General features: G+C 70.4%; 11 protein-coding genes and 1 pseudogene. 2 read left to right on the forward strand and 10 right to left on the reverse strand.

The window, feature by feature from the left end:
* Together ON26_RS24320 and ON26_RS24325 are read right to left on the reverse strand one after the other, a co-directional pair.
* Nucleotides 1-739, reverse strand: a pseudogene (locus ON26_RS24320) (hypothetical protein); the annotation flags it as partial.
* Nucleotides 739-1,764, reverse strand: coding sequence for a Ppx/GppA family phosphatase (locus ON26_RS24325; RefSeq protein WP_040798985.1), 1,026 nt, complete (start codon nt 1,762-1,764; stop codon nt 739-741). The gene ON26_RS24325 and the pseudogene ON26_RS24320, both read right to left, overlap by 1 nt.
* 66 nt (nt 1,765-1,830) lie before the next feature.
* On the opposite strand from ON26_RS24325, the gene ON26_RS24330 reads away from it, so the two are divergent.
* Together ON26_RS24330 and ON26_RS24335 are read left to right on the forward strand one after the other, a co-directional pair.
* On the forward strand, nt 1,831-2,691 hold the full coding sequence (locus ON26_RS24330; RefSeq protein WP_083884326.1) for a DUF3109 family protein: 861 nt from the start codon (nt 1,831-1,833) through the stop codon (nt 2,689-2,691).
* Between the two features lie 109 nt (nt 2,692-2,800).
* Nucleotides 2,801-3,133 carry a hypothetical protein gene (locus ON26_RS24335; RefSeq protein WP_040798986.1) on the forward strand — a complete coding sequence of 111 codons (333 nt, stop codon included), beginning with the start codon at nt 2,801-2,803 and terminating at the stop codon, nt 3,131-3,133.
* Nucleotides 3,134-3,249: 116 nt separating this feature from the next.
* Here ON26_RS24335 and ON26_RS24340 read toward each other — a convergent pair whose 3' ends face one another.
* The 8 genes from ON26_RS24340 to ON26_RS24375 all read right to left on the reverse strand — a co-directional run bounded on the left by ON26_RS24340 (nt 3,250) and on the right by ON26_RS24375 (nt 12,342).
* Nucleotides 3,250-3,939: a response regulator gene (locus ON26_RS24340; protein WP_040798987.1), complete on the reverse strand. Its 690-nt coding sequence runs from the start codon at nt 3,937-3,939 to the stop codon at nt 3,250-3,252.
* Nucleotides 3,936-5,171, reverse strand: a complete 1,236-nt coding sequence (locus ON26_RS24345) for a sensor histidine kinase (protein WP_040798988.1) — start codon at nt 5,169-5,171, stop codon at nt 3,936-3,938. Before ON26_RS24345 ends, ON26_RS24340 begins: the two co-directional genes overlap by 4 nt.
* 145 nt (nt 5,172-5,316) lie before the next feature.
* Nucleotides 5,317-7,371: a CocE/NonD family hydrolase gene (locus ON26_RS24350; RefSeq protein WP_040798989.1), complete on the reverse strand. Its 2,055-nt coding sequence runs from the start codon at nt 7,369-7,371 to the stop codon at nt 5,317-5,319.
* A gap of 260 nt (nt 7,372-7,631) precedes the next feature.
* Entirely contained in the window at nt 7,632-8,372 is a 741-nt protein-coding gene (locus ON26_RS24355) for a phosphoglyceromutase (protein ID WP_040798991.1), read from the reverse strand.
* A 49-nt stretch (nt 8,373-8,421) separates the two neighbouring features.
* Nucleotides 8,422-9,315, reverse strand: a complete 894-nt coding sequence (locus ON26_RS24360; protein WP_040798992.1) for an ROK family protein — start codon at nt 9,313-9,315, stop codon at nt 8,422-8,424.
* Nucleotides 9,316-9,433: 118 nt separating this feature from the next.
* Nucleotides 9,434-9,997: a type III secretion system chaperone family protein gene (locus ON26_RS24365; RefSeq protein ID WP_085999082.1), complete on the reverse strand. Its 564-nt coding sequence runs from the start codon at nt 9,995-9,997 to the stop codon at nt 9,434-9,436.
* Nucleotides 9,997-11,334 carry a D-inositol-3-phosphate glycosyltransferase gene (gene mshA, locus ON26_RS24370; protein ID WP_040798994.1) on the reverse strand — a complete coding sequence of 446 codons (1,338 nt, stop codon included), beginning with the start codon at nt 11,332-11,334 and terminating at the stop codon, nt 9,997-9,999. The genes ON26_RS24365 and mshA overlap by 1 nt, the downstream gene beginning before the upstream one ends.
* A 186-nt stretch (nt 11,335-11,520) precedes the next feature.
* Complete coding sequence (locus ON26_RS24375; protein ID WP_040798995.1) at nt 11,521-12,342, reverse strand: alpha/beta fold hydrolase; 822 nt, start codon at nt 12,340-12,342, stop codon at nt 11,521-11,523.
* Nucleotides 12,343-12,385: the final 43 nt, after the last annotated feature.

The following is a 12,385-nucleotide window of genomic DNA, read 5'->3' on the forward strand; positions in this document are numbered from 1 at the left end:
GTGCGCGCTCGTCCGGACCGGGGCGCGGCGGCATCGGCGACAGCGGTCGCGGCGCGGGCCCGAAATCCGGTGGCGCCGGCGCCCAGCCGGGGGCGGGCGGGCCCGGCTCCTCGGCGGGAGCGATCGGAACGGGATAGATCTCGGTCACCTCGGCGGCGCGACGGCGGTCGGCGCGGCTGAGACGGCTGCTGTCGGGGCCGCCCTGCGGCGGACCGGCCGGGGGCGCGACGGGCGCGGGCGGTTCGAAAGCCCGCGGGGCGGAGGGAGGTTCGAAGCTCGGCGGGGCGGGCGGTTCGAAGGTCTGCGGCGGGGGCGCGAAGGACGCCGGCCCCGCGGCGGCCGTCGGACGCCCGACGATCACGGTGGCATTGTCGTCGGGGTCGAGCTTGCGCCTGCGTCCGCCGCGTCCGGTGGACGGTTCGGGCGCAGGCACCGGCTCGGCGTCCGGATCGGGGGCGCCGTGCCGGGAGGCGGGCGCCGGACCCGCGAGCGGGTCGTAGCGCGTGATCGGGCCCGACATCGGCGAATCGCCGGGCGATTCGGCCTGCTCCCGCGCCGCCTCCTCGTCGGGGGCCGAGTGCGCACCGCCGTCGCGGATCACCGGTAGATCGCCGGTCAGTTCGGCCACCGAGATGCCGCGACCACCGCGCCTTCGCCTGCCGCCGCCGGAGGCCGAACCCTGCTGGCCGTTCCGGGCCAGCAGCTCGGCCACCGACAGCTGCTTGGAATCCTCGCTCATTACGACACCGTTTCGATCGGACCCGATTTCGCGCCGTCACCCTCGGACAGTGGCACCGTGTTGATCATCGCGCCGGGCACCGCGACCACCGGTCCACCGTTCGTATCGGTATCCAGTTTGCGCAGGATCAGCCCTTCGCGCATCGCCCACGGACAGATTTCGATGCTGTCCAGCGCCAACGCCCGCATACTCGCCTCCGCGACCAGCGCCCCAGCGACCAGCTGTTGCGACCGATCCGCACTCACGCCTTCCAATTCCGCCCGGTCCGACGCCGTCATCCTGGAGATGAACGCGATCAACTGACGCAGGCCTGAGCTGGTCAGTGTACGTCGCACCCTGGGTCCGGCGCCCGACGGAGCGGCGCCGGTCAGCCTGGCCAGCGATCGGAAGGTCTTGGAGGTGCCGACGGCCAGGTCGGGCAGGCCCGCGCCCATCACCTGCTTGGCCGGCACGACCAGCTCGGCGTCGAGCCAGTCGCGCAGCACCGCGATCCGGCGCTTGCCCGGCGGGTCCTCGCGCAGCCACTGCCTGGTGAGCCTGCCCGCGCCGAGTTGCAGCGACAACGCCACATCGGGGTCCTCGTCACCGCCGACGGTCAGCTCCAGCGAACCGCCGCCGATATCGATGTTGAGGATCCGCCCGGCGCTCCAGCCGTACCAGCGGCGCACGGCGAGGAAGGTCAGCCGCGCCTCGTCCTCACCGCTGAGGATCTGCAGCTGCACGCCGGTCTCGGCGCGGACCCGTTCGAGCACTTCCTCGGAGTTGGTCGCGTCGCGCAGCGCCGAGGTGGCGAACGGCATCAGTTCCTGGCACTGCGAGGTCTCGGCGATGCTGGCGAATTCGGCCACCGTCGAGACCAGCCGCTGGGCGCCCGCTTCGGTCAGGCAACCGTCGTCGTCCATGTTCTCCGACAGCCGCAGGGTCGCTTTCGTCGAGCTCATCGGCATGGGATGGCCACCGCGATGCGCGTCCACGACGAGCAGGTGGACGGTATTGCTTCCGACGTCGAGTACCCCTAGGCGCACAAGAACACGGTACTGGGTCGACCAGCAGTTACGTGCGGGCGAGGGGAACTGTTAGCGTCATTGTCCGTGACGGTAGGCGCAGCGGCGGACAGCCCGAGCAGGCCCCGACCAGCGGACAAGATCACCCCGGCCCCCGAGGTGGATCTGGATTTCCCGCGCGAATGGATCGAATTCGTCGACCCCGCCGACGACGAACACCTGATCGTGGCGGATCTGACCTGGCTGCTGTCGCGTTGGACGTGTGTCTTCGGCACTCCCGCCTGCCAGGGCATCCTGGCCGACCGCCCCGACGACGGCTGCTGCTCGCACGGGGCCTTCCTCTCCGACAAAGAGGATCAGCAACGCCTCCGCGACGCTGTGAAAATGCTCACACCGCAGGACTGGCAGCTGATGGACGCGGCACGTAACGACAAGGGAAAGATCACCAGGAAGGGCTATCTCGAGGTCGACGAGCTCGACGACGAGCCGGCCCTGCGAACCCGCCGCTACGAGGGCGCGTGCGTGTTCCTCAACCGTCCCGGCTTCGAAGGCGGGGTCGGCTGCGCGCTGCACACGATGGCGCTGCGCCGCGGTCTGCTGCCGCACACGGTCAAGCCGGATGTGTGCTGGCAGTTGCCGATCCGGCGCACCCAGGAATATGTGGACCGCCCCGACGGGGTGCAGATCCTGCGCACCGTCGTGACCGAATACGACCGGCGCGGCTGGGGGCCCGGCGGCGAGGACCTGGACTGGTACTGCTCGGGCTCGCCGGACGCGCACGTCGGCGCGCGGCCGGTCTGGCAGTCCTACGGCCCGGAACTCACCGAACTGCTCGGCGCACCCGCCTACGAGGTACTGGCCGGGCACTGCCGCAGGCGCGAGGGACTCGGCCTGATCGCCGTGCACCCGGCCACCGCGCACGCCGAGCGCGCGGCCGAGCGGTCCTGACCCGCACGGATTTTCGCTCAGCCTGAATCAGAGGAATACCACCTGTTGGTAGCCGTCCGTGTACCCCCGCGTACCGGAACGGTAACCGGAATGGGGTTGTATGTCCCTCATGAGGAAAGCTCTGACCATCGTGTCGATCGCCGCGGGCGCGGCGCTGGCCGCCACCGGCGCCGCACACGCCGAACCCGCCGCGGACCCCACTCAGTACTCGGATGTCACCGCCGCGTTCGCCGACGCGCTCGGCCCTGGCGCGCTCGACGCCAAGGCGCAGGGCAAGAGCCTCATCGTGAGCCCCTACGGCGTCTCCCGGACCATCGCCTGCCGCGGCAACGGCGACACCGTGGCGTACTACGACTGCCAGCAGGAGGACGACCTCGGCTGGATCCCCCTGCACCTCACCGATCTGCCCGGCCTCGGCCCCGCCTGGTACTACCTGCCCTGACCCGGTCGTCGGGTGAGCGCGCGCCGCGCGCCGCCCGACTCCCGCGAACCGGCCCCGAACATCGATCGCCCCTCGAACGCCGAGACGTTCGAGGGGCGATCGCGTTTCCGGGCCGCTCAGGCCTCGAGCTTGTAGCCCAGTCCCCGCACCGTCACCAGGTGCTCCGGCTTGGCCGGATCGGCCTCGATCTTCGAGCGCAGCCGCTTGACGTGCACATCGAGGGTCTTGGTGTCGCCCACGTAGTCCGCACCCCAGACCCGGTCGATCAGCTGGCCGCGGGTGAGCACCCGGCCGGAGTTGCGCAGCAGGTACTCCAGCAGGTCGAACTCCTTCAGCGGCAGGGTCACCGGGCTGCCGTTGACCAGCACGGTGTGCCGGTCGACATCCATGCGCACCGGCCCGGCTTCGAGCACGCCGTTCTCGCTGCCGCCGTCGGGGTCCTCGCCGGAGCCCCGGCGCAGCACCGCGCGGATGCGGGCGATGAGCTCGCGCGCCGAGTACGGCTTGGTGACGTAGTCGTCGGCGCCCAGTTCCAGGCCGACCACCTTGTCGATCTCGCTGTCGCGCGCGGTCACCATGATGACCGGCACGCCGCTACGGGTCCGCAACTGCTTGCACACGTCCGTGCCGCTCATACCGGGCAGCATCAGGTCCAGCAGCACGATATCGGCGCCGGACCGGTCGAACTCGGCCAGCGCCGAGGGCCCGTCGCCGGCCACGGTGACCTCGAATCCCTCCTTGCGCAGCAGGAACGCGAGCGGATCGGCCAGCGACTCCTCATCCTCGACGATCAGAACTCTCGTCATCTGCGTGCCTCCACACCATTCGGTCTGCCCGGCCCCTGAGGACGCGGCGCGTTTTCCTTCGGACTCGTCTCGGCGCCGCTGGGATCCTCGTCGAGGCCGGCTTCGAGATGAGCGGGTATTCGCAGGGTGAACGTGGAACCGGTGCCCAGTTTGCTCCACAGGGCGATCTCGCCGTTGTGATTGGCCGCCACGTGCTTGACGATGGCCAGGCCCAAGCCGGTGCCGCCGGTCTGGCGCGAGCGCGCCTTGTCGGAACGGAAGAACCGTTCGAACACCCTTTCCTGGTCCTCCTTGGCGATGCCGATGCCGCGGTCGGTGACCGACATGGCCACGTACTCCCCGCGCAGCGCCCGGCTCACCGAGACGTGCGAGCCGCTGGGTGAGTAGGCGATCGCGTTCTCGACCAGATTGGACAGCGCGGTGACCAGCAGCGTCTCGTCGCCGAGCACTTCCAGCCCGCTGGGCCGGTCGGTGCTGACGGTGATGCCCGCGGCCTCGGCGGCGGTGCGCGAACGGTCCACGGCCTGCATGACGATGGTGTCGACATCGACGACCTCGAGCTCGGGCAGCTTCTCCGCGCCCTGCAGGCGCGACAGCGCGATCAGCTCGGTGACCATCTTGCCGAGCCTGCGCGATTCGCCGAGCACCCGTTTGCCGAAATGCCTGACCGCCTCGGGATCGTCGGCCGATTCGAGCATGGCCTCGGCCAGCAGGCTCATCGCGCCGACCGGGGTCTTGAGCTCGTGGCTGACATTGGCCACGAAATCGCGTCGGGTGGCTTCCATCCTGGCCTGCTCGGAATCGTCGTCGGCGAACAGGACGATGAAGCCGGTCTCCTCCTGGGACAGTTGTCTGGCGACCCCGCGCACGGCGATGCGGCTGCGGCCGGGGAGCGGGTTCTTGGCGGTGAGATCGAACTCCGCGGCCTCGCCGGTGGCGAGCACCTTCTCGACCGCCGACCAGGCCCGCTCGTCGAGCAACCGGTTGCGGACCAGCCCGAGTTCCTCGGCGCGCGGGTTCACCAGCACGACGTCGCGATAGCGGTCCACGACCGCGATGCCGCTCTCGGAGGCGAGCACGATCAGGTCGAGCACCTGCGACATGGTCAGGCCGGCATCGGCCTGCCTGCGCTCCGCCAGGCGGGCGTTGACATAGGGCACGAGCAGCCCGCCGACGGCCAGTCCGACGACAGCCGCGAGGACTGCCAGAACAACCGACTGCGCGACACTCACACTTGAATCGTACGGTCGCGGGCGAGCCGCACAACGCCGGGTTCGCGAAGTTTCACGCAGGTCACAGGCCATTTCAGCCGCGTTGGCCGGGAGTTAACGCGTTGTTCGCCAGGCGTGTCATCGCACGCCCGGCGACCAACGGTGATCACCAGCCGGGGTTTCCCCGCACCGGGATGTTGACGAAACTCGGGCGGGCGGGATCCAGCTGCACGTGCTGCGGCCGCAGGCCGGTATCGGCCAGCATCGCCAGGATCGGCAGTCCCTTCGGGAAGTTGCCCGCGAACACGTCCACCCGCAGCCGGTGTCCCGGCTTCAGCACCGCCTGCGTGGCGGGCAGCGCGATGTCGAGCGTGACCGGCTCGCCCGGCGTGACCAGTTGCCGGGTCTCCAGCGAGGCCTGCGGACGCGGATCGGTGTAGTCGCCGTTGGCCGAGCGGCTGCTGCGCGATTCGTCGATCGCGCTCAACGAGGCCGCCAGCTGGCCCGAGGACAGCACGGTCGAGCGCCCGTCCGGGGCGACGTCGTTGATCGTCACCGACCAGTAGCCGTCGACCGCGTCGTGGACGGTGTTGAGCCGGACGGCCACCGGGCCGGAGATCACCGTCTCACCCGCCACCGGCGCGCTGGTGAAGGTCAACCCGTTGCTCTCGTGGATGCGCGCGTCCGCACCGCAGGCGTCGATGGCGGCGAGCACGCCCGCGGTGGCCTGCCCGGCGTCGTTGGAGCACAGCCCGGTGAGACCCGGTGCGACGGTGAGCCGCTGGGTGCTGCCGTCGTCGTTCGCCAGCAGCGAGCCGTCGTAGACGCTCTGCGCGGTGCCGCTCGGCGCGCCCGACAGGTACATCCGCCGGTGCACGGCGGCTTCCTCGGCGGGCGCGGAATCACCGAAGCCCTCCCGGGTGACCCAGCCGCCGCCCTGCTCGCGCAGCGTCACCGGACCGTAGCGATCGATGCCGTTGTCGATGTCCTTGAGCCAGCGGTCGAACCAGGCGCGCTGCAGCACGTCCAGGCGCGGCGGCAGACCGGGCTTGCCCGACTCGGCGCCGGAGTTCAGGTGGTAGGTGTTGCCCATCAGCAATTGCTTCTGCCCGGGCGCGACCGAGATCTGGTTGTAGATCTGGGACTGCGAGTAGGTGAACAGGTCGTGCCAGCCGCCGACCACGAAAGTCGGGATGCTGATCCGGCTCGGATCCCCCAGCCAGGCCCTGCGTTCGGGGCTGTCGGCCGAGAGCAGGCTGCGCACCCGCGGATCGAGGTCCTCGACGCGAGTGTTGCTGTAGGCGTTGAGGAATACGTCCATATAGGTCAGCGGCGAGTCCATCCGGTCGGTCAGCCACTGCTGATCGAAATTGCCGGTCACCAGCGACTGCACATCCGGGATCCACTTGAGCGTGTTGATCGCGGTGAGCCAGAGCGGAATGAAGTTCAGGCCGAATCCGCCGCCGGGCGCGAGCACGTCGTTGAGCAGGTCGCTGCCCGGCACGATCGGGAAGATGGCCTGCAGTGCGGCGGGCGCCTTCTCCGCGGCCTGCACCTGGTTGATCGCGGAGTAGGAGATCCCGGACATGCCGATACGCCCGTTGGACCACGGCTGCCGCGCGGCCCACTCGATCACCTCGACCGTGTCCTGCTGCTCGCGGTCGCGCAGCATGTCCCACTCGCCCTGCGAGAAACCGGTGCCGCGCACGTCGACCACCAGCTGGGTGTAGCCGCTGCGCACCAGGCTGCGGTCCACCGCGAAGTTGCGCAGTTCGCCACCGCCGAGCGCCTTGGTGAGATCGGTGACGCCCGCCAGCGGGGTGCCGGTCATGTCGATCTCGCGGGCCAGGCCGATGATCGCCTCGGACAGCCCGGGCACTTCACCCGCGTGATCGGCGAGGTTGGACACCAGTTTCGTGTACGGGGTCATGTTGACCACCGTGGGCATGGCGACCGGCGCGGGCAGGCCGAAGATGTCCGCCGGGCGATACAGATTCGCCTTCAGCACGGTGCCGTCACTCATGGTGATCGGCACGTCCCAGGTGATGTGGATGTTCGGATAGGTCTGCGGACCGTCGTGGGTGGCCGCCCAGGCCTGGCCCGCGGCACCGCCGTCGGGTCCCGTCGGCAACGGCCCCGCCGTCGCGCCGCCCGCACCGAGGAACGGCAGGATGAACGCGGCCGCCAGACCGGCGACCGTGATCCGGAACGCTTTTCTCATCGCCTGTGGTCCACCTCTCCGTTGAAATGGGACGCCGGAATTCTCGCACACTTACCGCTGAGTAAGAACTGCTCGACTCAGACAGTGTGGACAAGTCGACCCCTGTGGACAATCACGAATCCCGCGATTTCGCGGGCGGCAAATGCGCGGCAGCGCAATACGACCCGGGCCGAGACGCCGTCGAGGCCCGGCCGATATCGGCCGGGCCTCGACGAAACGAATCACTCGCACCGCGACACGAAACGCGCCGCGCGTGAGAACTACTTGCTGCCGCCCTGATTGGCGACCGCGGCCGCGCCCGCGGCGGCGGCCTCCGGATCCAGGTACTCGCGCGGCCGCACCGGGCGCAGGTTCTCGTCGAGTTCGTAGCGCAGCGGAATGCCGGTGGGGATGTTCAGCCCGGCGATCTCCTCGTCGGAGATCTGGTCCAGGTGCTTGACCAGCGCCCGCAGCGAATTGCCGTGCGCGGCCACCAGCACCGTCTTGCCCGCCAGCAGTTCCTTGGAGATGGTGGACTCCCAGTACGGCACCATCCGGTTCACCACGTCGAGCAGGCACTCGGTCTCGGGGACCTCGATGTCGGCGTAACGGGGGTCGCCCGCCTGGCTGTACTCGTTGTCGGCCTCGATCGCCGGCGGCGGGGTGTCGTAGCTGCGCCGCCACAGCATGAACTGCTCCTCGCCGTACTTGTCGCGGATCTGGGCCTTGTTCTTGCCCTGCAGTTCGCCGTAGTGGCGCTCGTTGAGCCGCCAGTCGCGAACCACCGGGATCCAGTGCCGGTCGGCCGCGTCCAGGGCGATGTTCGCGGTGGAGATGGCGCGGCGCAGCAGCGAGGTGAAGACGATGTCGGGCGCGATGCCGTGCTCGGCGAGCAGTTCACCGGCGCGCTTGCCCTCGGCGATGCCCTTGTCGGTGAGGTGCACGTCCACCCAGCCGGTGAACAGGTTCAGGGCGTTCCATTCGCTCTCGCCGTGGCGCAGCAGCACGAGGGTGTACGTCATGGCCCGTAGTCTAACGACGCGCCGGGCCCCGGCCCGGTGGCGGTCTCCCTCAGGCCGGCCCGCCCAGCGCGGTCAGCAGACCGGCCCCGACCAGGGTCGCGTTCTCCCCGAGCTCGCTGGGCACCACCCGCAGATCGCCCAGGAACTGGATGCGGGCGTGTGCGCCGAGCGCCTCCTGCAACGGCCGCCACAACGGTTCGCCCGCCTGGGCGAACCCGCCGCCGACCACAACCAGATCCACGTCGAGCAGCGCCGCGGCCGACGAGATGACCTGTCCCAGCGCGATTCCCGCGCGCCGCAGCGCGGCCTTCGCGATCCGGTCCCCCGCCTCGGCGGCGGCCGCGAGTTCCACGCCGGTGGCGCCCTCCCAGCCGCGCTCGCGCGCCCAGCGCACCGCGGACGGGCCGCTGGCCACCGCCTCCACGCAACCGACGCCGCCGCACGCGCACGGATCGGTGGAACCGGGCACGATCATGTGCCCGATGTGGCCCGCATTGCCGGTGTGCCCGACCGCGACCATGCCGCCGACGATGATGCCACCGCCGATGCCGGAGGAGACCGTCATGGCGAGCGCGTCCGGGGTCTGGCGGGCCGCGCCGAAATGCCGCTCCGCCAAGGCCAGACAGACACCGTCCACGGCCATCCGCACGGTGGCGCCGGGGAAGGTCTCGCGGACCGCGTCCACCAGCGCGAAACCGTCGCGCCATTCGGGGATGTTGAGCGGCTCGACCACCCCGACGGTCGCGTCCACCGGCCCGCACGCGCCGATGCCGACGATCGAGACGGTGTGTCCGTTGGCCGCGGCGAGCAGCAACCCGCGCACCGCCTCCCAGACTCCGCTGGGCGGCACCGCGATCCGGCCCACCTCGTGCGTGACTCCGTCGGCCCCCACCAGTCCGACGGCGATCTTGGTGGCGCCGATGTCGAGTGCCAGAACAGTCATCTGCCGAACCCCCGGTTCCCCAGGCGCGCATACCGGATCGCCGCGCGGGGCGGCGTCGGCGTGCGCGCGTGCTTGTCTCGCGCGGTAACGCTACGTGGTTGCCGCCGGGGGACGAGCGTCAGGTGCCGGTGCCGGAGACCCGGTCCGGGGACGCCTCGGAAGCGGCGCCCGAGCCGTCCTCACCGGTGTTCACCAGATGCTCGAAAGCCCGCAGATTCTTCAGTGACTCACCGCGCGAGACCCGCCATTTCCATTCCCGGCGAATGGATTCCGCGAAACCCAGCTCCAGCAGCGTGTTGAAGTCGGCGTCGACCGCCTCGAGCACCTGGCCGAACACCCGGTCCAGCTCGTCGGGGGTGATGGCGTGCGAGGCCAACCTGCCGACCAGGTAGATGTCACCGACCCGGTCCAGGGTGTAGGCCACCGCGTAGAGCCTGCGATTGCGCCGCAGCAGGAATTTGTAGACGCCCTCGAAGTTCTCGTCCGGCTTGCGGCAGACGAAGGCCTCGACGCGCACGCCGTGCTTGCCGACGTTGAGCATGACGGTGGTCTTCAGCTTGCGCTCGCCGGGCAGGACCACCACGAAGACGTCGTCGGCCGGCCGGGTGTACTCGATCTCGCGTTCGCGCAGCGTCTCGTCGATGATCGACGCGGTCTCGGCGATGCCACCGGTAGCGCTCATCAGGAAACTCCCACCCGGCGCCGTCGCGACGCCCACGTTCTGGTCCGGTCCGGCGCGCCGCGCCCCAGACCGGCCCGCGCGCTGTGGAAATCGTGCAGTGCCGCGGAATAGCTGTCCAGCAGTCCCTGGGCGGTGTGCGCCCAGGAGAACCCGGTGGCGTGTTCGACGGCGCGCGCGCCCATGGCCCGCAGCCGTCGCGGATCGCCGAGCAGCGCGCCGAGGGCGTCGGCCCAGTCGGGGATACGGTGGCCGCGCACCAGCAGGCCGGTCGTCCCGTCGACCACGGCGGTGCCGAGCCCGCCCACCTCGGCGGCCAGCACCGGGGTGCCGCTGGCCTGCGCCTCGATGGCGACCAGGCCGAAGGATTCGTTGTAGCTGGGCACCGCGACCAGATCGGCGGCGCGGTAGACCTGCACCAGCTGCTCCGGCGGCTGCGGGGGCAGGAAGGTGACCTTGTCGCTGATGCCGAGCTCGGCGGCCAGGTCGATCAGCGCGTCGGGACGTTGCAGGCCGGAGCCGGAGGGGCCGCCGACGACGAGCACCCGCAGCGCACGGGCCGGGTCGCGGCGCAGCAGCTCGGCGGCGGCGCGCACCAGCACGTCGGGCGCCTTCAGCGGCTGGATACGGCCGACGAAGGCGACGATCTGCTCGTGCGGCGAGAGGCCGAGCGCGGCGCGGGCCGCGGCGCGGTCACCGGGGTGGTAGAGGCTCAGGTCGGCGCCGGGCGGGACCACGTTGATCCGCCCTTCCTCCGCGCCGTACAGCTCGACCAGCTGCCGCGCCTCCTCGGCGGTGTTCGCGACCATCCGGTCGGCCTCGGCGATGATCTGCTTCTCGCCGATCTCACGGGCCAGCGGCTCGGGGGCGTCGCCCTCGGCCAGCGCGGCGTTCTTCACCGCGGCCAGGGTGTGCGCGGTGAAGACCAGCGGCACCCGCCAGCGGTCCCTGGTCAGCCAGCCGACCTGGCCGGACAGCCAGTAGTGCGCATGCACGAGATCGTAGTAGCCAGGAAGTTGCCGGGCCTCCTGCCGCAACACCTCCGCGGTGAACGGGCACAGCTGGGTCGGCAGGTCGTGCTTGTCCAGCCCCTCGAACGGGCCCGCCACCACATTGCGCACGAGCACGCCGGGCGCGGCCTCCTGAACCGGGGGGACATGCGAGGACGTAGCCCTGGTGAAGATCTCCACCTCGATGCCTCGCTGCGCCAGTTCGACCGCCGTACGCAGCACATACACGTTCATCCCGCCGGCATCTCCGGTGCCGGGCTGGGCGAGCGGGGAGGTGTGCACGGACAGTACGGCGATGCGGTTCGGCCGACGGTCCACACGATGACTCACACACTCCAGTGTGCACTCATCCGCAACGGACCGAACGCCCGGTCCGAAGCAAGTGATGCCTATCACAAGCTGTTGCCGGGCGCTTACGGCGGTCCGGCGAATCCGCCGATCGCGGCCGTGATCTGCGCCGCTCCGGTCGCGCGCAACGGGTTTCTGGGTGCGCGACCCGCTCTCGGAATGGACGGATTACGCGACATCGCCGGCGAACTCGCCGACCTCGGCCACGAACCGCTCCGGGTCCTCGATGAACAGCCCGTGCTGCGCGCCCTCCCAGTACGAGCCACGCGCCTTCGGCGCCGTCTCGGCGATGAAGCGGCCGTTGGCGATCGGCACCACCGGGTCGGCGGTGCCGTGCAGCACCAGCACCGGCACATCCAGGCCGCGCAGGGTCTCGGTGTTGTCGGCGGTCCGGTAGAACAGCGCCTTGCGCACCGCGGGCGGGGTGGCCATGCTCATGCCGAACAGGCGCTGGGCGTCCACGCCCTTGTCGCGGCGGTCGCCGGTGTTGGCGTTGCCGAAGGCCGCGAAGCCGCGCATCGCCTTACCCGGGCTCTCCTCGAACACCCCGGCCATGGCCTCCTTCAGCGCCTCGCCCACCTCGGCGCCGGGCACCCGGCCGATATTGGCCATCGATCCGACGTAGACCACACCCGCGACCGCGCCGGTGCCGTGCGCGGTGAGGTAGTCGCTGATCACGATGCCGCCGTAGGACCAGCCGAGCAGCACCGCGCCGGCGGTCACGTTCTCGGCGGTCAGCACGGCGGCGAGGTCGGCGGCCCAGTTGGCCGGGTCGTCGTAGCCGGTGGCCGGGGCGTCGGAGTAGCCGTGGCCGCGCAGGTCGAGCGCGATCACCCGGAAACGCCGCGCCAACTGCTCGGCGGCTTCGCCCCAGCAGGTCAGATTCGCCGACCAGCCGTGCACGAGTACCAGCGCTCGGGCATCCTCCGGCCCGCTCACCCGATAGACGATCCTGGTGCCATCCGCGCTGACCGCGTCCCGTGTAGCCATACCCGCATGCTAGGTGCCGGTCACGCACCGCGCGCCGGGTGGC

The sequence above is a fragment of the Nocardia higoensis NBRC 100133 genome, from assembly GCF_000308595.1.
In the GTDB taxonomy this organism is placed as follows: Bacteria; Actinomycetota; Actinomycetes; order Mycobacteriales; family Mycobacteriaceae; genus Nocardia; species Nocardia higoensis.